At 65.9% G+C, this 24,738-nt stretch carries 19 protein-coding genes; 17 read left to right on the forward strand and 2 right to left on the reverse strand.

Going from position 1 to position 24,738, the window contains the following annotated elements; all coding sequences use genetic code 11:
- The first annotated feature begins 246 nt into the window (after positions 1-246).
- The 9 genes from K0P03_RS29545 (at position 247) to K0P03_RS29585 (ending at position 13,324) form a co-directional block, all read left to right on the forward strand.
- Positions 247-2,142 (forward strand): dipeptide ABC transporter ATP-binding protein, encoded by a 1,896-nt coding sequence (locus K0P03_RS29545; protein ID WP_081870547.1) that lies wholly within the window; start codon positions 247-249, stop codon positions 2,140-2,142.
- A complete protein-coding gene (locus tag K0P03_RS29550) occupies positions 2,139-4,040 on the forward strand; it encodes an ABC transporter substrate-binding protein (protein WP_272791454.1) in 1,902 nt (633 codons plus the stop codon). The genes K0P03_RS29545 and K0P03_RS29550 overlap by 4 nt, the downstream gene beginning before the upstream one ends.
- Before the next feature lie 112 nt (positions 4,041-4,152).
- A complete protein-coding gene (locus K0P03_RS29555; protein WP_023515393.1) occupies positions 4,153-5,151 on the forward strand; it encodes an ABC transporter permease in 999 nt (332 codons plus the stop codon).
- A complete protein-coding gene (locus K0P03_RS29560; protein WP_023515394.1) occupies positions 5,148-6,323 on the forward strand; it encodes an ABC transporter permease in 1,176 nt (391 codons plus the stop codon). The genes K0P03_RS29555 and K0P03_RS29560 overlap by 4 nt, the downstream gene beginning before the upstream one ends.
- Before the next feature lie 73 nt (positions 6,324-6,396).
- The gene (locus K0P03_RS29565) at positions 6,397-7,599 is read left to right on the forward strand and encodes a glycosyltransferase family protein (protein ID WP_023515395.1); all 1,203 of its coding nucleotides are present in this window, start codon (positions 6,397-6,399) and stop codon (positions 7,597-7,599) included.
- Positions 7,600-7,616: 17 nt separating this feature from the next.
- Positions 7,617-8,927 (forward strand): glycosyltransferase family 4 protein, encoded by a 1,311-nt coding sequence (locus K0P03_RS29570; protein ID WP_272791455.1) that lies wholly within the window; start codon positions 7,617-7,619, stop codon positions 8,925-8,927.
- On the forward strand, positions 8,924-10,075 hold the full coding sequence (locus K0P03_RS29575) for a glycosyltransferase family protein (RefSeq protein ID WP_272791456.1): 1,152 nt from the start codon (positions 8,924-8,926) through the stop codon (positions 10,073-10,075). The genes K0P03_RS29570 and K0P03_RS29575 overlap by 4 nt, the downstream gene beginning before the upstream one ends.
- A gap of 70 nt (positions 10,076-10,145) precedes the next feature.
- On the forward strand, positions 10,146-12,857 hold the full coding sequence (locus K0P03_RS29580) for an ABC transporter transmembrane domain-containing protein (RefSeq protein ID WP_024270293.1): 2,712 nt from the start codon (positions 10,146-10,148) through the stop codon (positions 12,855-12,857).
- A 47-nt stretch (positions 12,858-12,904) separates the two neighbouring features.
- A complete protein-coding gene (locus K0P03_RS29585; protein WP_023512973.1) occupies positions 12,905-13,324 on the forward strand; it encodes a cyclic nucleotide-binding domain-containing protein in 420 nt (139 codons plus the stop codon).
- Positions 13,325-13,830: 506 nt separating this feature from the next.
- Here K0P03_RS29585 and K0P03_RS29590 read toward each other — a convergent pair.
- Together K0P03_RS29590 and K0P03_RS29595 are read right to left on the reverse strand one after the other, a co-directional pair.
- Positions 13,831-14,565, reverse strand: coding sequence for a polysaccharide deacetylase family protein (locus K0P03_RS29590; protein WP_272816004.1), 735 nt, complete (start codon positions 14,563-14,565; stop codon positions 13,831-13,833).
- The gene (locus K0P03_RS29595; RefSeq protein ID WP_272791458.1) at positions 14,562-15,659 is read right to left on the reverse strand and encodes a glycosyltransferase family 4 protein; all 1,098 of its coding nucleotides are present in this window, start codon (positions 15,657-15,659) and stop codon (positions 14,562-14,564) included. Before K0P03_RS29595 ends, K0P03_RS29590 begins: the two co-directional genes overlap by 4 nt.
- Before the next feature lie 221 nt (positions 15,660-15,880).
- On the opposite strand from K0P03_RS29595, the gene K0P03_RS29600 reads away from it, so the two are divergent.
- The 8 genes from K0P03_RS29600 (at position 15,881) to K0P03_RS29635 (ending at position 24,590) form a co-directional block, all read left to right on the forward strand.
- A complete protein-coding gene (locus K0P03_RS29600) occupies positions 15,881-17,224 on the forward strand; it encodes a nucleotide sugar dehydrogenase (RefSeq protein WP_272791459.1) in 1,344 nt (447 codons plus the stop codon).
- A gap of 11 nt (positions 17,225-17,235) precedes the next feature.
- Complete coding sequence (locus K0P03_RS29605) at positions 17,236-17,721, forward strand: class I SAM-dependent methyltransferase (protein WP_272791460.1); 486 nt, start codon at positions 17,236-17,238, stop codon at positions 17,719-17,721.
- 5 nt (positions 17,722-17,726) lie between these two features.
- Entirely contained in the window at positions 17,727-19,370 is a 1,644-nt protein-coding gene (locus K0P03_RS29610; RefSeq protein ID WP_272791461.1) for a metallophosphoesterase family protein, read from the forward strand.
- A gap of 119 nt (positions 19,371-19,489) precedes the next feature.
- Positions 19,490-20,434 carry a hypothetical protein gene (locus tag K0P03_RS29615; protein ID WP_245290157.1) on the forward strand — a complete coding sequence of 315 codons (945 nt, stop codon included), beginning with the start codon at positions 19,490-19,492 and terminating at the stop codon, positions 20,432-20,434.
- On the forward strand, positions 20,431-21,306 hold the full coding sequence (locus tag K0P03_RS29620; protein WP_272791462.1) for a HesA/MoeB/ThiF family protein: 876 nt from the start codon (positions 20,431-20,433) through the stop codon (positions 21,304-21,306). Before K0P03_RS29615 ends, K0P03_RS29620 begins: the two co-directional genes overlap by 4 nt.
- The gene (locus tag K0P03_RS29625; RefSeq protein ID WP_272791463.1) at positions 21,303-22,505 is read left to right on the forward strand and encodes a hypothetical protein; all 1,203 of its coding nucleotides are present in this window, start codon (positions 21,303-21,305) and stop codon (positions 22,503-22,505) included. The genes K0P03_RS29620 and K0P03_RS29625 overlap by 4 nt, the downstream gene beginning before the upstream one ends.
- Entirely contained in the window at positions 22,489-23,592 is a 1,104-nt protein-coding gene (locus tag K0P03_RS29630; RefSeq protein WP_272791464.1) for a GNAT family N-acetyltransferase, read from the forward strand. Before K0P03_RS29625 ends, K0P03_RS29630 begins: the two co-directional genes overlap by 17 nt.
- Positions 23,589-24,590: a hypothetical protein gene (locus K0P03_RS29635; protein ID WP_272791465.1), complete on the forward strand. Its 1,002-nt coding sequence runs from the start codon at positions 23,589-23,591 to the stop codon at positions 24,588-24,590. Before K0P03_RS29630 ends, K0P03_RS29635 begins: the two co-directional genes overlap by 4 nt.
- Positions 24,591-24,738: the final 148 nt, after the last annotated feature.

Genomic DNA, 24,738 nt, shown 5'->3' on the forward strand with positions numbered 1-24,738 from the left:
GGAGTTCCGGCAAAAGTGCGAAGCGGTTTTGCATCCGCCGGCGGGGTTGAAGCAAGAGCGTGCCCGTCTGCCGGCGGCGTTTCTTCATATTCGGTCCCGGCCGGAGCAACGACAACCCCCAACCTTGCCTGGAGTAAGGCGTGGACAGAAAAAAGTGTGCGCGCTAGTGTCTTGGCGGGGAACATCAAGAAAAGGCCGCGTGGATAAAATCCGTCAGGCGGGAAAGCACATATGAATTCGAATGCGATGCGCCGGCCGAGGGACCTGCTGCGGATTGAAGACCTGCACGTCTCCTTCTCCCTGATGGGCGCGAGGATCACTGCCGTCAGGGGCGCAAATCTCAGGGTGTTGCCCGGCAAGGTGACCGCCCTCGTGGGAGAATCCGGCTCCGGCAAGTCCGTCATCAGCCAGACCGCCATGGGCTTGCAGCCGCCGACCGCGCGGGTCACCGGCAAGATCCTCTTCGACGACCCGCTCTCCGACGAAGGCCCGATCGACATCCTGCCCCTGCCCCGCGACGGCAAGAAGATCCGCTCCATTCGCGGCGGGCGCATGGGCATGATCTTCCAGGAGCCGATGACCTCGTTTTCGCCGCTGCACACGATCGGCGACCAGATCAGCGAGTCCCTTGCCATCCACACCGGCCTTACCGTCGCGGAGATGCGCGAGCGCTGCGAGGACATGCTGGCGCGCGTCGGCTTCAACAATCCGCGCAAGGTCTACGACATGTATTCCTTCGAGTTGTCCGGCGGCATGCGCCAGCGCGCGATGATCGCCATGGCGCTCGTCTGCGGCCCGGCGCTGCTGATCGCCGACGAGCCGACCACGGCGCTCGACGTGACCATCCAGGCGCAGATCCTGAAACTCCTGCGCGACCTGCAGCAGCAGATGGACATGGCGGTGCTGCTCGTCACGCACGATCTCGGCGTCGTTGCCAACATCGCCGACGAGGTCGTGGTGATCTACCAGGGCGAGATCATGGAGGCGGGGCCGGTCGAGACGATCTTCCATCGGCCTGCCCATCCCTACCTCAAGGGCCTGATGGCGGCGATCCCGCATTTCGGCATGAAGCGCGGCGACCGGCTGAAGCCGCTGCGCGAGATCGAGGTCAACCAGGACAGCCTGCTGTCGAAGAAATATCAGGCCCGCACCGGGCCGGATGTCATCCTCTCGGTCCGCGACCTCAGCAAGACCTTCGTGACCCGCAAGGACAACTGGGCCATGCCGGGCCAGCAGAAGGAAAAGCCGCGGCCGGCCGTCGATGGCGTCAGCTTTGACATCAGGCGCGGCGAATGTCTCGGCCTCGTCGGCGAAAGCGGTTGCGGCAAGACCACCGTCAGCAAGATCCTGATGCGCGCGATCAAGCCGGACGCCGGATCGGTGCTGTTCGACGACGGCAAGGGGCCGGTCGACGTGCTGAACGCCAAGGGCGCCGAGCTGCAATCGCTGCGCACGCGCCTGCAGATGGTGTTCCAGGACCCGCAATCCTCGCTCTCGCCGCGCATGACGGTCGGCGACATCCTGCGTGAACCCCTCGACATCCACGACTATGGCGATGCGGCCAAGCGCAGGATGGCGTCGAAGGCGCTGATCCGCGCCATCGGCCTCGACGAGGCCTCGCTGAAGCGCTATCCGCACTCCTTCTCCGGCGGTCAGCGCCAGCGTATCGGCATCGCCCGGGCACTTGCCCTCGGCCCGAGCATGATCATCTGCGACGAACCGGTTTCCGCGCTCGACGTCTCCGTGCAGGCGCAGATCCTCAACCTGCTCAAGGACCTCCAGAAGGACCTCGGCCTCACCTATCTCTTCATCTCGCACAACCTTGCCGTGGTCGATTACATGGCCGACCGGGTCGCCGTGATGTGGGCCGGGCGCATCGTCGAGATCGCGCCGCGCGAGATCATCATGACCGCGCCGGTGCATCCCTATACGCGGGCGCTGCTCGATGCCGTTCCCTTCCCCGATCTCGAGCGCCCGCTGAACTTCGAGACGGCCGGCCGGACCAGCGCCGTCTCGCGCGAGAGCTGGGCACAGGTCTTCCGCGACGAGGAGGGCAGCGAGGGGCTGGCGCCGGCCGATCTCGGTGGCGGCCATTTCGTGCTTGCCCGCAGGAATGCCGACATGCGGGAGCTTTGCTCGTGATCACGCGCCGCACCACACTCGGCCTGCTGGCCGCCGCCTTCGTTCCCGGCATCGCCCGCGGCTTGGACAGCGATGCCGCCTATTTCAAGGACAAGATCGCGGCGGGCGAACTGCCGCCGGTTTCAGAGCGCCTGCCGAAGGTGCCACGCGTCGTCAACACCGCCGCGCTCGGCGGCGTCCCCGGCAAGCAAGGCGGGCGGCTGCGCATCCTGATCGGCGGCCAGCGCGACGTGCGCCTCGTCCCGATCAACAGCTATTCGCGCCTTGTCGGCTACGATCGCGACCTGAAGCTCGTCGCCGACATCCTCGAGAGCTTCACTGTGGAAGAGGAGCGCATCTTCACCTTCCGCCTGCGCGAAGGGCACAGATGGTCGAGCGGCGACCCCTTCACGGTGGAGGACTTCCGCTATTGCTGGGAAGAGGTCATCCTCAACCGCGAGCTCCTGAAGGGTGGTCCGCCCACCGACCTGCTCGTCGAAGGCAAGCCGCCCGCCTTCGACGTGGTCGATCCGCTGACGGTGCGCTACACCTGGGAAAAGCCGATCCCGGATTTCCTGCCGAAACTCGCCTCGCCCATTCCGCTGGTGCTGGCGCTGCCGTCCGCCTACATGCGGCAGTTCCACAAGAAGTTCCAGACAGCGGAGGCGCTGGAAAAGCATATCAAGAAGCAGCGCGTCGACGACTGGCGCGGCCTGCACATCAAGATGTCGCGCCAGACCCGGCCGGAAAACCCGGATCTCCCGACGCTGGAGGCCTGGCGGCCGCGCACCGCCCCGCCCGCCGAACAGTTCATCTTCGAGCGCAACCCGTTCTTCCACCGGGTCGACGAGAACGGCACGCAGCTGCCCTATGTCGACCGGCTGGTGCTGAACGTCTCCTCGCCGGATCTCATCTCCGCCAAGACGGCGACCGGGGAAAGCGACCTGCAGATCGGCAATCTCGACTTCACCGACTACACGCTGCTGAAGAGCGCCGAGGCGACGTATCCGATCAACGTGATGCTGTGGAAACGCACGCTGGGCTCGCGTGTCGCCCTGATCCCCAATCTCAACTGCGGCGATGAAGGCTGGCGCACGGTGCTGCGCGACGTGCGCGTGCGCAGGGCGATGTCGCTCGCCATCAACCGTACGGAGATCAACAAGGCGGTCTTCTACGGCCTCGGCCAGGAAAGTGCCAACACGGTGCTGCCGGAAAGCACCCTCTTCAAGCCGGACTATGCAAAGGCCTATGCCGGCTACGACCCGGCGGAGGCCAACCGCCTGCTCGATGCGGCCGGGCTCGACAAGCGCGACGACGAGGGCACGCGGCTTCTTCCGGATGGCCGCCCCGCCCAGGTCGTCATCGAGAGCGCCGGCGAGAGCACGCTGGAAACGGACGTGCTGGAACTCGTCACCGACTATTTCCGCGAGATCGGCCTCGGGCTTTTCGTACGGGTTTCCCAGCGCGACATCTTCCGCAGCCGCGCCATCGGCGGCGAGGTGGTGATGTCCGTCTGGTACGGGCTCGACAATGGCGTGCCCACACCGGAAATGTCGCCCGCCGAACTGGCGCCGAGCTCCGACGACCAGTACCAGTGGCCCGTCTGGGGCATGTACTACGCGACCGTCAAGACCAAGGGCGAGCCGCCCGACATGCCCGAGGTGCAGTATCTCGTCGACAGGCTCGCCGCCTGGGAAATGACGACGACGGAAGCGGAGCGCACGGCGATCTGGCATGAAATGCTCGCCCATCACGCCGACCAGGTCTTCACCATCGGCACGGTCAACGGCATTTCCCAACCGGTGGTGCGTGCGCGCCAGCTGCGCAACATGCCGGAAAAGGCCCTCTGCGGTTTCCAGCCGACCGCCTTCCTCGGGGTCTACATGCCGGATACGTTCTGGTACGAGGAGGGTGCGTGATGGGACAGGCGATCTTCCATGCGTGGTCGTCAGCCAGCTGGCAGGCGGATGAGGGGCGGCCACGGACGAAACCTTGTCGCTTCGCCCTGCCCCGGCCCCAGGAGCCAGCCCGATGATCCGCTACATCCTCTGGCGCATCGCCGTCATGGTTCCGACGCTCGCGCTCATCTCGGTGCTGGTTTTCACCATCATCGAGCTGCCGCCAGGCGACTATTTCGAGAGCTACATCTCGGAGCTGCGCGCCATGGGCGAGGCGACCGACATGGCCGAGATCGAGGAGCTGCGCGAGCGCTACGGCTTCGACAAGCCTGCGCCGTTGCGCTACCTGCACTGGGTCGGCGGCATGCTCATCGGCGATTTCGGCTACTCTTTCGAATATCGCCTTCCCGTTTCGGAGGTGGTGGGCGACCGGCTCTGGCTGACGGTGCTGGTCTCCTTCGTGACCATCATCTTCACCTGGCTCATCGCCTTCCCGATCGGCATCTACTCGGCCACCCACCAGTATAGCTGGGGCGACTACGGCCTGACGCTCGCCGGCCTCATCGGCATTGCCGTGCCGAACTTCATGCTGGCGCTGGTCGTCATGTATTTCGCCAATATCTGGTTCGGCGTCTCGATCGGCGGGCTGATGGACCGCCAGTTCCTCGGTGCGCCGATGAGTTGGGAGAAATTCCGCTCCATCCTCTCGCATATCTGGATACCCGTGATCATCATCGGCACGGCGGGCACGGCCGCGATGGTGCGCCGCCTGCGCGCCAACCTGCTCGACGAGCTCAACAAGCAATATGTCGTGACCGCACGCTCCAAGGGCCTGCATCCGATGCGTGTCCTCACCAAATATCCGCTGCGCATGTCTCTCAACTTCTTCATCTCCGATATCGGTTCCATCCTGCCCTCGATCATCTCGGGCGCGGAGGTGACCGCCATCGTGCTGTCGCTCGAAACGACCGGCCCCATGCTGATCAAGGCCTTGCAGACACAGGACATGTATCTCGCCGGTTCCTTCCTGATGTTCCTGGCCTTCCTGACGGTCATCGGCGTGCTGATCTCGGATATCGCGCTCGCCATTCTGGATCCGCGCATCCGGCTCGGCGGAGGAAGCCGCAAGTGAAGACGCCTCTTCCCGAACCCGGCGCCCCGCTCGGCCATTTCGTCTCGGACAAGCCGTTCGACCCCTATGCCGCCGAACACAAGACGGAGGAGCTGAAGAAGGTCGCGCAGGCCTCGCAGTTCCAGTTGATGTGGTGGCAGTTCCGCCGCCACCGCATGGCGCTCGTCTCCGGCATCTTCCTCCTCGTCATCTACCTGATGATCGCGGTCAGCGAGTTCCTGTCGCCCTACAACCTGCACACCCGCAACATCGACTTCATCTACTCCCCGCCGCAGACCCTGCGTTTCATGCATGAGGGCCAGTTCGTCGGTCCTTTCGTCTATGGCCAGAAGATGACGCTCGACATGGACAATCTGCGGCGCGTCTACACGGACGACAAGACGGACGTGCAGAAGCTGCGCTTCTTCTGCAGTGGCGACAAATACAAGTTCTGGGGCCTGTTCACCTCGGACGTCCATCTTGTCTGCCCGGCCAAGGACGGCCAGTTCTTCTTCCTCGGCACCGACCGGCTGGGGCGCGACATGCTCTCGCGCATCCTCTATGGCGCGCGCATCTCGCTCACCATCGGTGCGCTAGGCGTTGCCATGAGCTTCGTGCTCGGCATCGTCATCGGTGGCCTTGCCGGCTATCACGGCGGCGTCTTCGATCTCATCGTGCAGCGCGTCATCGAGGTCCTTCAGTCGATTCCAAGCATTCCCCTGTGGATGGCGCTCGCCGCGATCATCCCGGTCACCTGGAGCCCCATTCTCGTCTATATCGGCATTACGATCATCCTCGGCATGCTCGACTGGACCGGACTTGCACGCGCCGTGCGCTCGAAACTTCTTGCCTTGCGGGAGGAAGATTATGTATTGGCGGCCCAGGTCATGGGCGCGGGCAGCGCCCGCATCATTCGCCGCCATCTCATACCCGGCTTCATGTCCCACCTGATCGCCAGCGCAACGCTGACCATTCCGGGCATGATCCTCGGGGAGACGGCACTGAGTTTCCTCGGGCTCGGCCTCCGGCCACCCATCACCAGTTGGGGCATCCTTCTGACGGAAGCCCGCAGCATCAACATTATCGCCCTCTATCCGTGGCTGCTCTTTCCGGTGGTACCCGTCGTTTTGGTCATTCTGGCTTTCAACTTCCTTGGCGATGGACTGCGTGATGCGGCTGACCCCTATAAGTGAAATCGGGATTACGAATGCAGAAGAATCGCCCCTCCACGATGGCGAGCCCGGCGGATTTCGGGAGACTTTGCCCTTGAGCCGCAGTTTCGAGCACGCCCGCATCCTCATGTACAGCCACGACACGTTCGGCCTCGGGCACCTGCGCCGCTGCCGTACGATCGCCCATGCGCTGGTGGAGGAATATCGCGGCCTCAACGTCCTGATCATCTCGGGCGCGACGATCGCCGGCGCCTTCGATTATCGCGCCCGTGTCGACTTCGTGAAGATCCCCAGCGTCATCAAGCTGCGCAACGGCGAATACACCTCGCTGGAGCGCCATATCGACCTGGAAGACACGCTGACCATGCGCCGGTCGATCATCCGCCACACGGCCGAGACGTTCAATCCGGACATCTTCATCATCGACAAGGAGCCGATGGGCCTTTCCGGCGAGGTGGAGGAAACGCTGGCCTACCTGAAGGGCCGCGGCACGCGGCTGATCCTCGGCCTGCGTGAAGTCATGGATTCTCCGCACCTGCTCGATGCCGAGTGGAAGCGCAAGGACGTCATGCACAAGATCGCGCGGTTCTACGACGACATCTGGGTCTACGGCCCGCCGGATTTCTATGATCCGCTCGTCGGCCTCGACGTGCCGCAGGGCGTGCGCGACAAGCTGAACTTCGTCGGCTTCCTGCAGCGCAACGCGCTGCAGATGGACCGCGCCCAGTACCAGCCCTCGGGCGACTACATCCTGGTGACGACCGGCGGCGGCGGCGACGGGGCTGAACTGGTGGAGGATGTGCTTCGCGCCTACCGGCACGATGCCGGTCTCACCCATCGCGCCCTCATCGTGCTCGGCCCCTACATGCCGCAGGGCGAGCGCACCAAGCTGACGCAGGAAGCTGCGAAAATCCCCTATGTCGAGGTGATCGAGTTCGATTCGCGCATGGAGGACCTGGTGGCCGGCGCGAAGGCCGTGGTGGCGATGGGCGGCTACAACACCTATTGCGAGATTCTCTCCTTCGACAAGCCGGCGCTCATCGTGCCGCGCGTGCAGCCGCGCGAGGAGCAGCTCATCCGTGCCACCCGCGCTGCCGAACTCGGCCTCATCAACATGCTGCTGCCGGAGGAATCGGCCGATCCCGCGCGCCTTGCCGCCGTGCTGAAGACCCTTCCGGAATGCCGCCCGCCCTCGAGCGGCAATCCCGAACTCCGGCTCGAAGGCCTGCGCAACATCGCCCGCATCGTCGGCGAGGAGCTTTCCGCGCGGGAACTCACCCCGCCGTCCGTCGCTTGAAAGAGGCCACGCCCGCCGTGTCGCTGCCGCATAAGATCGTCGTGCTGCTGAAGGGCTATCCGCGCCTTTCGGAAACCTTCATCGCTCAGGAGCTGCGCGGGCTGGAGCGCGCTGGGCTTGAGCTTGTGCTCGTCTCGCTCCGCCGCCCGACGGACAAGAAACGCCATCCCGTGCACGACGAGATCAAGGCCCCGGTGTTCTACCTGCCGGAATACCTGCACGAGGAGCCGCTGCGCGTGCTGCACGGCCTGTTCAAAAGCCTTCGCGCCCCCGGCTTCGGGGCCGCTTTCCGCCAGTTCCTGAAGGATCTGCCGCGCGATTTCAGCCGCAACCGGTTCCGCCGCTTCGGCCAGGCGGCGGTGCTCGTGGGGGAATTTCCCGAGGCCGGCGGCTGGCTGCACGCCCATTTCATCCACACCCCCGCCTCCGTCGCCAATTATGCGGCCCGCATGCTTGCCCTGCCCTTCTCGGTCTCGGCCCATGCCAAGGACATCTGGACATCGAAGGACTGGGAACTCGCCGACAAGCTGACGATCGCCGACTGGGCGGTGACCTGCACCAAATCCGGCCACGCCCACCTGCAGACCCTTGCCGGCCCGCACCGTGACCGGGTGCACCTCAGCTACCACGGCCTCGATCTCGACCGGTTTCCGCCGCTTGAGACCGGGGAGCACGCCCCCCTGGCCGGATGCGACTGCGCCCATCCGGCAGAGGCCGCCGCGAGCGGCAATGCCCGCCCACTGCGTGACGGAGCTGACCCGCAGGATCCCGTCACCATCATCAGCGTCGGGCGTGCGGTGCCGAAGAAGGGCTACGATGTCCTGTTGAAGGCCCTTGCGCGGCTTCCGGCCGATCTTCACTGGCGTTTCGTTCATGCCGGCGACGGCGGCGAGCGGGCGAAGCTGCAAAAGCTCGCCGACGAGCTTGGCATCGCGCAAAGGATCACCTGGCTCGGCGCGGTCGACCAGAAGGATGTGCTTGCCGCCTATCGCCGCTCCGACATTTTCGCGCTCGCCTGCCGCATCACGCCGGACGGCGACCGCGACGGTCTGCCGAACGTGCTGGTGGAGGCGGCAAGCCAGCAGCTCGCCTGCGTGGCGACCGACATTTCCGGCATCCCCGAGCTTTTCGAGAACGAGGAGAACGGCCTGCTCGTCCCCTCCGAGGACGTGGATGCGTTTTCCCGAGCGCTTGAACGCGCGATCCGCGATCCCGCCCTTCGCCACCGCCTCGGTGCGGCCGCCGAGGCGAAGGTGCGCCGGAGCTTCGACCACCATACCAGCATTGCGCAGCTGAAGGCGCTGTTCGAGGCGGGAGCCCGCCGATGAGCGTCCCGCGCGTCCTCTTCTATGTCCAGCACCTGCTCGGCATCGGCCATCTCGCCCGCGCCAGCCGCATCGTGCGCGCGCTCGTCGATGACGGCTTTGAGGTCACGCTCGTCACCGGCGGCATGCCGGTCGACGGCTTTCCCGGTCCCGGCATCGACCATATAGCCCTCCCGGCCATCGCGGTCGGTGACGGCGGCTTTTCCGCGCTCGTCGACGAGAACGGCGGGGTCATCGACGAGGCCTTCAAGGCCGCGCGGCGCGACGAACTGCTCGCCGCCTATCATGCCGTGCGGCCCGATATCGTCATTGTCGAGGCCTTCCCCTTCGGCCGCCGCCAGGTGCGCTTCGAGCTGCTGCCGCTGATCGAGGCGATCGAGGCGAGCACGCCGCGTCCCCTCCTCCTGACCTCGCTGCGCGACATCCTGCAGGAGCGCGCCAAGCCGGGCCGCGACGAGGAGACGATCGACCTCGTGCGTCGTCATTTCGACCGGGTGCTCGTGCACGGCGATCCCGCCTTCGTGCGTCTGGAGGATACGTTCCCGCTGGCGGAGGCCATTGCCGAGCGGGTGGTCTATACCGGCCTCGTCGGCGGTCCGGCGGCACAGCCTGCCGCCGAACGCTACGACGTCGTCGTCTCGGCTGGCGGCGGGGCTGTCGGCGCCGGCCTGGTGGAGGCCGCACTCCAGGCGGCGCAGGGGCTCGATAGCGCCTGCCGCTGGCTGGTGATCACCGGCCCCAACATGCCGCAGGCCGATTTTTCGCGCCTTTCCGGCGCATGCCCGGCCAATGTCGATCTCGTGCGCTTCCGCACCGATTTCCGCAATCTCCTCGCGGCAGCGCGGCTCTCGGTCTCACAGGCCGGTTACAACACTGTCTGCGACGTGCTGCAGGCCGGCTGCGGCGCCGTGCTGGTGCCCTTCGCGTCGGGCGGCGAGAGCGAGCAGACGGCGCGTGCCGAACGGCTGGAACGGCTCGGCCGGGCTGTCGTGCTGCGCGAGGATACGCTTTCCAGGGAGACGATGGCAGACGCAATTTCTCGTGCGCTTTCCGCGGAAACGGAGAAAAATGTGCCTGTTTTGCAACTGGATGGCGCCAATCGCACCGCAAAAATCCTGAGGGACCTACTAAAACAGCGAGCGACTACCTAGCTCTTGCGGTATTGCGGCTGTCTTATAATCTTCACACGAGACAGCGGCCTTTCACGCACAGAAGCTCTTCATGGAAAAAAGCCTCGCCCGGTACATTTGGGTCCACACCCGGCCGCAGCAGCTCGCGATCCTGCTGATCGTCGCCCTGTCCATGATTCCCTACTATCTGGCCTTCGACCTGCCCAAGCAGATCGTCAACGGCCCGATCCAGGGGACGGGATTCGAGCAGCCCGGCAACACCCAGCTCTTCATGCCGATCGCCTTCGACCTGCCGTTCTTCGGCCATGTCGAGCTTTTCGCCGGCCTGCCGCTGGAGCGCATGCCCTCGCTGCTCGCCCTCAGCCTGACGTTCCTCGTGCTCGTCATCATCAACGGCCTGTTCAAGTATTTCATCAACACCTACAAGGGCCGCCTTGGCGAGCGGCTGCTGCGGCGCATCCGCTACGAACTCGTCGATCGCATCCTGCGTTTCCCGCCGCGCTATTTCAAGCACATCAAGGCCGGCGAAGTTTCCTCCATGGTCAAGGACGAGGTGGAACCGCTCGGCGGCTTCACCGCGGATGCCTTCGTGCAGCCGGCGCTGCTCGGCGGCCAGGCGCTGACGGCGCTGATCTTCATCTTCATCCAGCATTTCTGGCTCGGCTTCATCGCCTTCGCGATGGCGATGATCCAGGTCGGCATCATCCCGCGCATGCGCCGCCGGCTCATCGAGCTCGGCCGCGAGCGCCAGCTCACCGCCCGCCAGCTCGCTGGGCGCGTGGCGGAAATCGTCGACGGCATCGACACGATCCACGCCTACGACACCTCGAACTACGAGCGCGCCGACATCGCCGCCCGGCTCGGCCGCATCTTCAAGATCCGTTACGACATCTACCAGTGGAAGTTCCTGGTCAAATTCCTCAACAACTTCCTCGCCCAGCTGACACCCTTCCTGTTCTACTGCATCGGCGGCTACCTCACGATCGTCGGCAGGCTCGACGTCGGCCAGCTCGTCGCCGTCATCAACGCCTACAAGGAGCTTCCGGGGCCGCTGAAGGAGCTGATCGACTGGGAGCTGGTGCGCCAGGACGTTCAGGTGAAGTACGAGCAGGTCGTCGAGCAGTTCGAAGCCGATGAAATGATCGCTCCGGAAATCCAGGCGATCGACGCGGAGAGCCAGCCGGCGCTGAACCATCCGCTCAGCACCACGAACCTCCTGATCGACGACGATATCGGCGGGCGGGCCCTGGAGCATGTCACGGTCAAGATCGCGCCCGGCGAGACCGTCGCCATCATCGGCACGGCGGCGAGCGGCGGCGATCGTCTCGCCGAGGTGCTGGCGCGCGTCGTCTGGCCGGCCGGCGGCAAGGTGACGGCGGGCGACGACGACCTCTTCAGCTTGCCTGAGGCCGTGACCGGCAGGCGCATCTCCTATGTCTCGCCCGATGCCTATTTCTTCCATGGCAGCCTGCAGGACAACCTGCTCTACGGCCTCAAGCACGCACCGATCGAGCCGGCCGTCTACAAGGGGCAGGAGGCCGACCAGCGCAAGTGGGACGTGCTGGAGGCGCGCCGCTCCGGCAATCCGGATTTCGACCTCAACGGCAACTGGATCGACCTCGCCACGCTCAATGCCAACGGTACGGACGGGCTGTTCGGCGCGATGATGGCGGTGATGGACGTGGTGGAGCTGTCCGACGACGTGCTGCAGCTGGCGCTGCATTCCTCGATCGCGGTCAACAACAATCCCGATTTCGCCGCCCAGATCGTCGAGATGCGCCATGACCTTCGCGAGGAGCTGAACCGCCGCGACCTCAACAGCCTCATCGTGCCGTTCCGCGACAACGAGTACAACACCGAGGCGCCGGTCGCCGAGAACCTGTTCTTCGGCATGATGCCGGATCCGAAGGCCTCCACCAGGGCCATCGTCAAAACGCCCTATTTCCGCAACATCATGCGCGAGAGCGGCCTTGGCGAGGCGCTGTTCGAGATGGGCAAGGGCATTGCGGAGAGCACGGTGGAGCTCTTCAAGGACCTGCCGCCCGACCACCCGTTCTTCGAACAGCTGACCTTCATGCGGGCGGACGAGATTCCGACCTATCAGCACCTCCTCCAGAAGCTGCGGCACAATGCCGCACCCAGCGAGGAAGACAGGATTGCGCTGATCAGGCTCAGCTTCTTCTATGTCGAGCCGCGGCACCGCTTCGGCGTGCTCGACGAGACGCTGATGCGCAAGATCGTCGAGGTGCGCCACCAGTTCCACGCGAACCTGCCGGTGGAACTGCAGACCCATATTGAACGTTACAATCCGAATGCCTATCTGACATCGGGAACGCTGGTCGACAATATCGTGTTCGGCAAGCTCAACCATCGCTTCAGCGACGCGATTTCCAAGCTCAGGGAGATCGGTGGGGAGCTTTTGGCCAAGCGGCCGGAACTCTACCGCGCGTTGATGGCGTTGGGGCTGGAATCGAATATCGGGACCGGTGGCCGGCGACTGAACAGCCTGCAGCGCCTGAAGCTGGGCCTTGCCCGCGCCCTCATCCGCCGCTCTGACTACTACATCTTCAACCGGGCGTTCTCGGGCGTCGACCACCACCTCCAGGAGCACATCGTGGAGGCGGCCCTTGCGTTCCTGGCCAAGAGCGGTGATAATCCAGCCGTTGTCTGGGTTTTGTCAAATACCCCGCTTGCAAAACACTTTAAAAGAGTGCTTGCTTTTGATGGCGGAAGTTTGGTGGAAGACGGAACCTACGAAACGATCGTCGAAAGTGGTACGGTATACAAGCAACTGATAGCATGACTGGTATGAAGTGATCAGATAACCGGAATTCGAGGCGGTTGACTGTTATGATCTTGAACGACGAAGTGCAGATGTTACGACGGGTGCCGCTGTTCTCGGGCATCGACGCAGGCAAGCTGAAACTGCTCGCCTTCGCTTCGGACCGCGTCAGCTACCGTGAGGGCCAGGAGCTCTTCCATCAGGGCGATGAAGGCGATGCCGCCTATGTCGTTCTGTCGGGCGTCGTCGATGTCTACAAGGAAGGCCCCTCAGGAGACGAGAAGATCGCATCGACCGGCAGTTGCTCGGTCGTCGGCGAAATCGCCATCCTCTGCGGCACGACCCGCAATGCCACCGTCAAGGCCTCCACGGTCGTGGAAGCGTTGCGCATTCGCAAGGATTGCTTCCTCAAGGTTCTCTCGTCCTGCCCCCGCAGCATGGCCGAAACCATGCGCGTGATGGGCGAGCGGCTCGCAACCGCGCACTGAGGACCTCTCCGTCGGCCTTGCCTGCCGGCATGTCCTGAACGTCCCCTTCGGGTCGGCCAGATTTCTGTTGCGTGCGTCCACGCAACAGGCGTTCTCATCCTTTTCCGAAAGCCTTTCGCGAAGGCATTCCGTTACCGGACTTTTCTCCGCCGTGGAGGGAAAACCCGTTCCGCGAAGCAGCGAAGCACCTTGCGGCGCGGGCTGGATTTGCCAAGGAATTGCGGCAGAAACAAGGGACTAGTCCCCTCACCCCGCTCTCGCGTCTTTCATATTTCTGTGATCATCCGTTCACCGCCTGCAAGGCCGTGGTTTGCGCAAGTCGCCCGGCGCGGCGGCGGCGGGCGACTTGCGACGGGCATTTCCCGCTGGAAACCCTGGGCTGTCCGACGGTGAAGCGCTCCGCCCTGCCGGGAGGCGGGTGGTCACGGAACAAGACGTCTCTTCCTTTCCTGGCGAGCCGGACGGCAGCAAAAAATGAAGCGGCGGCACTGGAAGAGGATACTACCCTACCCGACGAGGTCTCCCGCGCGGGCCCAGACGCAGCCCGCCGTCCCGGCGGTCGCCTCGAAAATCAGCGCCATCAGCGCCCACGCGGCTGCGTCGTGCACGAGGTGGTGGGTCAGGAGGCCGATCGGGCCGTCGTGGGCCTGCGACAGGCGCACGAGATCGGCAATCACCGCCTCGGCCGGCCGGGCACCCCGCGTGCCGCGCCAGTCGATGATGTCCACATGCGTGTTGAGCACAACGAGCGGTGCCGGCTTTTCCGGACCGAAGACGGAGAGCGCCTTGAAACCAAGGGACGGCAGGCCGCCGACAACGGCAGGTGCGATGCGGTTCCACGGCGGCACCAGCATGGGCACGAAGCGGCCGGCATGGAGCGTGGAAAGGTGTTTGAAGCCCTGCTCAAGCTCGGCAAGGACCGTTTCCGCCGGGCGATGGGCGCCGAGCTCCTGGTTCTTCTCCCCTGGCCCCGCATGGTTTGCATGCGCCCAGCCATGCACCGCCACGTGCGCCTGCGGGGCTTCGGCCAGCCGCGCCGCGAGTGCCGCACCTGTGAAGGCCGGGATGACCGCGATGAGCACGGGCACCGCGTGGCGCTCCGTCAGCGCCAGCAACGTGTCGAGCGCTGCTGTGGGCTCCACGGCGTCGTCGTCGCGCAGCCACAGCCTCAGCGGCTTTCCCGCCGCGGCCCGGCGGGCGATTTCTTCCACGAGGGGTTTTGCGCTGGCTGGCGGCGTCATCCTGTCTCTCCTACAGCTTTCCGCACGATGGCGTCGAGCGCCGCGGCGGCGGCCGGCAGCGAATGCTCGGCCAGCACGCGGGCGCGGGCGTTGTGGGCAAGACGCCGGCGTTCCGCTGCGTCGTCCATGAGGGCCGCGATGGCCGCCGCATAGGCAGCATGATCGCCCGGCGCGGTGAGGCGCCCCGTCTTGCCGTCCTCGACCACCTCCGGAACGCCCGCCGTCCGCAGGGCGACGACGGGAAGGCCGGCGGCCTGCGCCTCCAGATAGGCGAGCCCATAGGCTTCGCCGCAGCCCGGCCAGACATAGAGCGCGCCTTCGGCCAGGATCTCTGCCACAGCGGCCTGCGGCTTCTGCCCCAGCCAGGCGATGCGCCCGTCGCCGATGCCGGAAAACAGTGCTTCCACCTCGCCCCGCAGCGGCCCGTCGCCCACCACCGAAAGGCGCCAGGGCCTGTCCTCGACCAGCCGCAGCGCCGCAGCAAGCGCGCGAAAGCTCTCCAGCTTGTCGCCGGCCCGCATCATGGCCACGGTGACGAGATGGCCCGGCTGTGGCCGCGGGGTCTGACCTGTGAACGGTGCGGCGCCGATGAAGGGTTTCAGCGGCGCAATGATCGCCTCCGGCGTGGCGGCGGCAAGGCCCGCCCGGTCGCGGGCGGTGAGCCCGATATTGACTGTGGCGCCGCGGACGGCGTCCAGCACGCGTGCCTGCATGTCGGCCCAGATGCCGACATTGCGGCGCCGGGAATAGGAGGCTTCGGCCGTGGCATAGGCGATGCCGAAACGTTCGCAGAGCGCGGGGCCGATCAGGTCCGGCGCCTTGTAGTAGGGGTGGTAGCAGAACCAGAGGTCCGGCGCCCCTTCCGCCCGCCAGAGCGTCGAAAGCCGCTCGACCTCGGCCGCAGCCTGCGCCGTGAGCGCCGCATAGGCCGCTGCGTCATCGCTGTCGCCGCAAAAGGCGCGCAGCTCCGAGGCGAGTGCGACTGCATGGCCGGCGTGGCCGAGGCACGCGAGAAGCTGGCGGGCCATCAACCGGTCGCCCGAGGGCACGGGGTGGTGGGGCGATTTCAGCGGGGCGTAGAATGCGATCTTCATGCTCGCCCGCGGGCCCTTTCTGCTTGTCGTCCGGGTGCCGCAAGCACGGCGCGCGTTGCGGAACAGCTCGCTGCGCACCGTGTTGCCGCAGCATTGCGGGCGGGTCGGAAACCGGCCCACGGACCTCGCATCCATCCCCCGCCCCGTTCGGGCTAGGGTTGACAGGCTGGCCAAACTCTCCCATCTCAACGCGCGGTCCTGTATATGTGCGCGGAGTGCCGATGCCAACTGCCTTGCTTTCCCACGAGACGCTGCTGGCCCGAATAACGTCTCGCGGGGCCCGCGTCGGCATTGTCGGCCTCGGCTATGTCGGCCTGCCGCTCGCCATCACCGCTGCCCGTGCCGGCTTTACCGTGACGGGTTTCGATATCGACCCGGGTAAGATCACCGCGATCGAGGCCGGGCGCAGCTATATCGAGGCGGTGCCGAGTGACATTCTCGACGCGGAGCATCGCGCCGGCCGCTTTGCCGCGACGAGCGATTTCTCCCGGCTCGGTGAATGCGACATCATCGCCATCTGCGTGCCGACGCCGCTGACGCGTCACCGCGATCCCGACATGCGCTATGTCGAGCAGACCTGCCGCGACATCGCCGCGACGCTTCGCCCCGGCCAGCTCGTCGTTCTGGAATCGACCACCTATCCCGGCACGACCGACGGCCTGGTGCGTCGCACGCTGGAGGCCGGTGGCCTGAAATCCGGCACGGATTTCTTCCTCGGCTTCTCGCCGGAGCGGGAGGACCCCGGCAACCGCGAATTCCAGACCTCGACCATCCCGAAGATCGTCGCCGGCGACGGCGATACGGCGCAGGCGCTCGTCGCCGCCTTCTACGGCGCGGTGGTCAAGACGGTCGTGCCCGTCTCCTCCACCGCCACGGCGGAAGCGGTGAAGCTGACGGAGAACATCTTTCGCGCCGTGAATATCGCCTTGGTGAACGAGCTGAAGGTCGTCTACGAGGCCATGGGCATCGACATCTGGGAGGTGATCGACGCCGCCAGTTCGAAACCCTTCGGTTACATGCCCTTCTATCCCGGCCCGGGCCTCGGCGGCCATTGTATCCCGATCGATCCCTTCTACCTCACCTGGGCCTCGCGCGCCCACGAGCTGCCGACCCGCTTCATCGAGTTGGCCGGCGAGATCAATTCGGCCATGCCCCGTCACGTGGTGGCAAGGCTGGCCGAAGCGCTCGACCGGCGCGCCGGCAAGGCGCTGAGCCGCTCGAAGGTGCTGGTGATCGGCCTTGCCTACAAGAAGAACGTGCCCGACATCCGCGAAAGCCCCTCGCTGAAGCTGATCGAGCTGATCGAGGAGCGCGGCGGTTCGGCAAGCTACTATGACCCGCATGTGCCGGAGATACCGCCGACCCGCGAATACGGCGCGTTCCGCGGCCGCCCGTCGGCTTCCTGGAACGAGGCGGATATCCGTGCCTTCGACGCGATCCTCATCGCCACCGACCATGACGATGTCGACTATGCGGCGCTCGCCGAATGGGGCGCGCTGATCGTCGACACGCGCAACGTCTTCGCCCGGCGCGGCATCGCCGCCGATACGATCCTCAAGGCCTGAGATTTTCCTGCATGAGCCGTCTCGAAAGCTTCATCCGCCGCATGTCCGCCCAGCGCGACGTCATCGATCATGTCGCGCAGAACCTGCCGCTGCCGGACGACGGCGCGATCCTCGAAATCGGCCTTGGCAACGGCCGCACCTTCGATCACCTGCGCGAAAAATTCCCCGGGCGGCGCATCGTCGCCTTCGACCGGGCGCTCGGCGCGCATTCCTCCTCCACACCGCCGCCGGGCGACCTGGTGCTCGGGGAGATCGTCGAGACGGCAAGGGCTTTTGCCGGCACGAATGCCGCGCTCGTCCATGCCGATATCGGCACCGGTTATGACGACAAGGACGCGGTCACGCTGATCTGGCTGCCGGATGTCGTCGCCCGCGCGCTCGGCATCGGCGGCGTTGCCATCAGCGGCCTGCCGCTCGACCATGCCGTACTGGAGCCTCTGGCGCTGCCCGCCTCCGTCGACAGCAAGCGCTACTTCCTCTACCGCAGGCGGGCCTGAGCCCCATGGCCCGCGTCGCCGTCATCGCGGACGCCCATTTCCACGATATCGAAGGCGACTATGATTTTCCCGGCATCGTCGTGAACGGACGAAGGCTGACGGTGCGCACCTTCGCCGATACCGCCCGCTCCACCCGTGTCTACAACGAGAGTTTCGCCGCCCTGCCCGCGGCGCTCGACCGGATCGTCGCCATGGGCATCCGCCATGTCGTGCTGCTCGGCGACTATACGGATGACGGCCAGCGCGGCACGGTGGCGAGCCTCGTACGGCTGCTCGCGGCCTATCGTGATCGTCATGGCCTCCGCTTCCATGCCACGCCCGGCAACCACGACGTCTTCGGCCCGCTCGGCAAGCATCATGACACCCGCTACGTGAATGCCGAGGGCGGCACGACGCTGGTGACGAGCGATGCGGAAAAGGCGGCGGAGGATCCGGGCCGCCCGGTCGTGACGGAGAAGATGTATTGCGACGGCGTGCTGGCGGGCATTCGCGCGCTCGGCGATTTCGGCTATTTCCGCCGTCCCGACGATCTTCATTTCGAAACGCCCTTCGGCACCAGCGATGCGCCGCCCGAGCGCGAGCATGACCTCCATTCCGCCGATGGCGGCACCGTGCGGCGGCTGATGGACGCCTCCTACCTGGTCGAGCCGGAAGACGGCCTGTGGCTCCTGATGATCGACGCCAATGTCTTCGAGCCGCGCAACGGCCGGGGCGACATCGCTCGCAAGAAGGCCTTTTTCGGCAGTTCCGATGCCGGCTGGAACGCGCTCCTGCGCGTGAAACCCTATCTCCTTGCCTGGATCGCCGACGTCGCGGCGCGGGCGGAACGCGATGGCAAGACGCTCCTCGCCTTCTCGCACTACCCCGTTCTCGACCCGTTCGAGGACGGGACGGACAGCGAGCGCGCCCTCTTCGGCGAAACGATCGTGGCGAAGCGCACGCCGTGCCTGATCGTTGCCGAGACGCTCGCCGCCGGCGGCCTGTCGCTGCATTTCAGCGGCCACCTGCATGTCGAGGCCCGCACGCGCCATTCGGCCGATGGCCGCAGCCTCGTCAATATCGCCGTACCCTCGCTCGTTGCCTTTCCCGCCGGCTTCGTCGTGGTCGAGACGGGAGACGGGGCGCCGTCGGTCGAGACCGTCTCGCTTGCCGAGACGCCGCTCGATGCCGATCTCCTCGCGCTCTACCGGATTGAGCAGGCCCGCACGGGCCTTGCCCCCGACCCGGCGCTTGCCGCGCGTAACTATGGGGATTTCCTGCACCGCCACATGCGCGCCCTCGTCGTCCAGCGCTTCCTGCCGCGGGAATGGCCGGCAGAGATGGCGGAACTGGCGCGCGGCATGACGCTCGCCGGTCTCTCCCGGCTGATGGCAGGGGGAAGGTCGCCGGCCGGTCTCGACATCGCGCCGCTGGAGGCCATCCCTCTCCTCGACCTCGTCGTCGACTGGTATTGCCTGCGCCAGTCGCCGGCTGCCGCACCTTCCTATATCGCCCCCGACAGGTTCGCCTGCTACCGGTCTCTGGCCGAGCACTTCGGCGACTTCACGCCGGTGGCCGAGGACGGGCCCAGGCGGTTCTTCGCCATTTTTCTTGGCGTTCTCGGCCGGAGTTTGGAGCGGGCGTCAAGGGAGGCGGGGCGTTCGGCCTGAGGAGGAGCGTGGCGCACGATACCCCCTTACAAACCGCCTATCCTCCGCGTTAAACCAAATCTTACCTCTCGACCGCCACTATGCGCGGCCAGCCCGCCCCTCGTTTCCGGATCGGTTCCTTGTACAACCTCCTGTCGGTCGTCCTGAAGAAGCGCCTCGACCTCGATCTCAAGACCTCGGCCGATTTTCGCGCCCGGATCGTCGAGTTTCCGGGCCTGTGGATGAACGAGCGCGAGCTCGGCGCGCTCAGGGCCGATCTCCTGAAGGTCGCCGGCCGCGCGGTGCCGCATGGCGATCTCGACTACGGCGTCTTTTCGGCGCGCGAGGACGTGCTCCAGCGCACCATCGTCACGCTGGTCTACCGCGTTTCCGACGGCACGCCCGTCGCCTTCAATGCGTTGCCGGTCCTCTCGCTCTCGCTGTCGGGCAAGCCCGTCGAGGTGCTGCATCTCGGGCTGGTGATGATCGACCCGACGGTGCGCAGCCAGGGTCTTTCCTGGGTGCTCTACGGCCTCACCTGTTTCCTGCTTTTCCTGCGCAACCAGCTCCGGCCGCTCTGGATCTCCAACGTCACGCAGGTTCCCGCCGTCGCCGGCATGGTGGCGGAAACCTTTTCCGACGTCTTTCCCTCGCCGAGCCGTGGCGCGCGGCGCTCGCTGCGCCAGCAGATGATCGCGACGGAGATCATGGCCGCGCACCGCCATGTCTTCGGCGTCGGCAAGGAGGCGGGCTTCGACGCCGACCGCTTCGTCATCACCGATGCCTATACCGGCGGCTCGGACAACCTGAAAAAGACCTTCGACGCCGCGCCAAAACACCGCAAGGCGGAATACAACGATTTTTGCGCCGCCGAACTCGACTATGCCCGCGGCGACGACCTGTTGCAGATCGGCCAGCTCGATCTCAACGCCGCCCAGCGCTACCTCCTCGAAAGCGTGCCGCGCAACGCGCTCGGGCGCCTTGCGGTGGCAAGCTTCGTCATCCTCGTGCAGCGGCTGGTGCTGCCCCTCATGCACTGGGCGGACGGCCGCCGGCCCTGGGGCATATTGAGGCCTTCCCGATGAGTTTTTCCTACGAGACCTTCACCACCCGCAATATCGGCTTCGTCAGCGAGGCGGAGCAGCGCCGGCTGCAGGAGGCCGGCGTCTTCGTCTGCGGCACCGGCGGTATGGGCGGCGCCGCCATCCAGGCGCTGGCGCGCGCCGGCATCGGCCGGCTGGTGCTCGCCGATATCGACCGCTTTGAGATGTCGAACCTCAACCGCCAGGTCTTCTGCTTTGCCGATACGATCGGCCGGCAGAAGGCCGAAGCGACCCGCGACCTCTGCCTGAAGATCAATCCGGATCTCGCCATCACCGTCTTCGGCCCGGACTGGACGGATCAGGTGGAGACGCTGGTCGAAAACGCCGACGTTGTCATCAACGGCACCGACGATCTCGGCGCGAGCCTCCTCCTCTACCGCACCGCGCGCCGCCACGGCAAAACCGTCATCGACGCCTATGCCGCGCCGCTCCCCTCCATCTATGTGACGCGTGCGGAAGACCCGATGCCGGAAGAACGGCTCGGCTACCCGACATCCGGCACCGCCTGGAACGCCCTCACCCCCGACCAGCGCGCCGAAAGTTTTCTGCGCGAGGCGGAGCATGTGATGGTGCATTCCTCCTCCCGCCACCAATTCGACCTTGCGCTCGCCGGCGAGGTGGTGGCCGGCACGCGCAGCCGCATGTCCTTCGCTCCCATGGTTATCTCGACCGGCATGCTGATGGCCTATGAGGCGATCAACGCCGTGCTCGGCCGGCCGCACGGCGCCGATTGCCGCGGCTGGTTCTTCAATCCGCACGCCGGCCGCGTCGAGCGCCCGCGCAATGCGCTTTTCGCGGCGCTGCTGCGCCCGCTGGTGCGGCGCTTCATTCAGCGGCTGACGGCAAAACCATGATCCCGCCGACCATCGCCGACACGTTCATCTCGCTTGCCGCCTTCGCAGGGCTCATCGTCCTGATCCGCGCCATCCGTTCGTTCGATGCGGAAAGCCCGCTGACCCGCCGCTTCCTCTTCGGCCTGCGCGTGCTGGCGGCGCTGATGATCAGCCGGGTCCTTGCCTGGTGGACCGGCCTCTTCATCTTCGAGGCCGCGACGATCATCGCCGCCGGCCTCGTGCCGCTCGCCACCGTCATCCTCGCCGAGGGCCTGATGCGCCGCCACGCGCCGCGCCTCACCAAATGGATCGCCGCCGGCGGCGCGGTAAGCTTCGCCGTGCTCGCCTTCCTGCCCGCCTCCTTTGCCGATCCGTGGCGGTTCCTTGGCCTCTTCCTCTACCAGCTCGTCACCTTCGCGCTGGCCGGCCACATGGCCGTGACGCGCGACCGCAAAAGCCTCTCCCGGGCGGAAAACCAGGCGGTGGACCGCATCGCGCTTTCGCTGCTGCTCATCCTGCCACTGCTCGTCACGGATTTCCGCTCGACCTATATCGACCTGCCCGTCCGGCTCGGCGGCGTCGCCATCCTCTTCCTCTGCTGGCTGCTGATCAGCCTCGGCCAGCGCGCCACCAGCCACCGCGACACCGTCACCGCCTTCATCATCCTCACTGGCGTTGCCTTCACCGCCGCGCTCGCCATCAGCGTCGAGAACGGCTTTGACGCCGCCGCCTTTACGCGAACCGCCAGCGTGGTGACGTCAGCGGCCCTGCTCGGCGTCCTCTGGAAAGACAGCATCAGCCTCAGAACCGAACATCGCCGCCAGAGCCTCATCCGTCACCTCGCCGAAGACCGCATCGACGACACGCTGGGTTTCCTGAAGGAATTGCAGAACCATCCGCTGGTCGAGGGCGCGCTGCTGCTCGAGGAGGCGGCGCTTGCCGATCTCGACCTTGCCGGCCTCAAGACGCTGCTTTCCGCCCGTCCGCTGCTGCGCGCCACGGAAACGGCGGACCTTGCGGAAACCGACGCCGAACAGCTCGCCTGGCTCACCGAAAAATACGAGGCGACCCACTTGATGCTGGTTTCCCGAAAACCCTTCCGGCTGATCGCGCTCAACATGCCCTCCGTCTCCGCCACGCCGGGCGCCGAGACGGAGCTGAAGGTTGTCCAGCGCATGGCGCTGCTGATTTCGGAGAGGACGCATGATCGAGATCCGTGAGGGCGACATCGGCGCCTTCTTCGCCGCACCCTTCGCCGTCTATGCCGGCACGCCCTACGTCTCGCCGATGAAAGGCGACCTCAGGCGCTTCCTCTCGGCGAAGACGAACCCGCTCTTCGAAACCCCTGACGATTTTTCCATCTTCACCGCCCATGACAACGGCGCGGTGCGCGGCCGCATCACCGCCCATGTGCACCGCGCCTCCAACACGCGTTTCGGCCTGAAACGCAGTTATTTCGGCTATTTCGACTGCGCCGACGACGAGCGCGTCGCCGCCGCGCTGCTGGAACGGGCAGAAGACTGGGCGCGCCAAAAGGGCTTTTCGGAGATCCTCGGCAATTTCAACCTCACCGCCATGCAGCAGGCCGGTATCATGACCGGCGGCTTCGAACACGCGCCCTATACCGACCAGGTCTGGGGACCGCCGCACCTGCCGCGCCTCCTGGAAAGCCGCGGCTATTCCCCGTCCTTCCCCATGACGACCTTCGAGATCGACATCCGCTCGGCACCCCTCGGCGGCATCCTCGACGGCGCGGAGATGCGGGCGCTGCGCGCCGACGGTTTTTCCTTCTCGCCGATCGAGCGGAAAACGCTCGACCGGCGGCTGGAGGATTCCCGGCTCATCCTCAACGAGAGTTTTGCCGACAACCCGATGTTCGTGCCCGTCAGCCGCGCGGAATACGAATTCCAGGCAAAGGAGATGAAGTGGATCATGGACCCGCGCATCTCGGCCGTCGCGGAAAAGGACGGCAAACCCGCCGGCGCCGTCATCGCCATTCCCGACGTCAACCCGATGCTGAAGGCGATGGGCTCGCGCCTCGGCCTCTCCACGCCCTGGCACCTTATAAAACATCGGCTGAGACGCCGCCGCGCCGTCGTCATCTTCCAGGGCGTCGAGCCGGAATTCTGGGGCCGCGGCCTCAACCCGCTGATGCTCGCCCACATCCTCGGTGAGATGAAGCGGGCCGGCTACGAGACCGCCGGGGGCACCTGGATCGCGGACGCCAACGCCGCAAGCCTGCGCCAGGCCGAAAAGGCCGGCGCCCGTCCGCTGCACCGGCTGCATCTCTTCGGAAAAACGCTGTGATCGACATCGCCACGCTCAGGACGCTCGCCGCTGAGGCCAACCGCGCCCCCTCCACGCACAACACCCAGCCCGCCCGCTTCGCGCTCGATGATGCCGGCCGCATCCTCGTCGTCGCCGATCTCTCCCGCCGCCTTGCGGTCGGCGACCCGACGAACCGCGACATGGGCCTTTCCTGCGGCGCGGCGCTCGAAGGCCTCGTCATGGCCCTTGCCGGCCGCGGCATCGGCGCCGAAGTCGAGGACCTTTGGCCTGCGGATATCCTGTGGCGCCCCGGTTATCGCCTCGCCGCCCGCCTCACCCCGTCGGGCGCGGCGACCGCGCCTGATCTCGCCGCCTTCACCGAAAAACGCTTCACATGGCGCGGCCTGTTTTCACCCGCAACGCCGGAGACGCTGGCGGCCCTCGAAGCCTCAGTGCGGGGGAAAGACGACGTCACCTTCGCCGGCGGAAAGGATGCCCTCGCTTTCATCGCCGCACGCAACGACGCGGCAAGCCTCGCCGTCATGCGCGAACGTGCCTTCCGCGACGAGCTCGTCGCCTGGATGCGGCTTTCGCCGAACCACCCCGCCTATAGGAGCGACGGCCTCAATCTCGACGCGCTGCGCATGGGCCGGCTGGAGGGCGCCGTGGCGGGAAAAATCCTCGCCTCTCCGCTCTTTTCCCTCGCCGACCGTCTCGGCCTTGCGGCGTCGCTGGTCTCCGAGACCGCCAAGACGATGACGGCGGCGGCCTGCCTGCTCTTCCACCGTCCGGCAGGCGAAAGCCCGGTCGCGACGGGCCGGGCCTTCTACCGGTTCTGGCTGGATTTCACCCGCTTTGGCCTTGCCGGCTGGCCGATGGCGGTTCTGGCCGACGTACCCGCCGCCGCCGAGGCGATGGGACAGCGCTTTGCCGTGCCGGCGGGGCATCGGCTGATCAATGTGCTACGCGTCGGACCGGCGCCTTTCGTGACGACGAAGTACCGGTTGCCGGCGGAAGAGCTCGTGCTGGACGGCTGACGGCGACGCAGATTGCCCCTCATCCGGCTGCCGCCACCTTCTCCCCGCAAGCTGGGAGAAGGGCATCTGTGGCTACATTCTTCCTCACGCAAGGCGGTTTCATTTGCGGGAGGCCGGTGCATCCTTTTCCTTCGCCCCGCAAGCGGGG

It is taken from the genome of Shinella sp. HY16, assembly GCF_028534175.1.
Classification (GTDB): domain Bacteria; phylum Pseudomonadota; class Alphaproteobacteria; order Rhizobiales; family Rhizobiaceae; genus Shinella.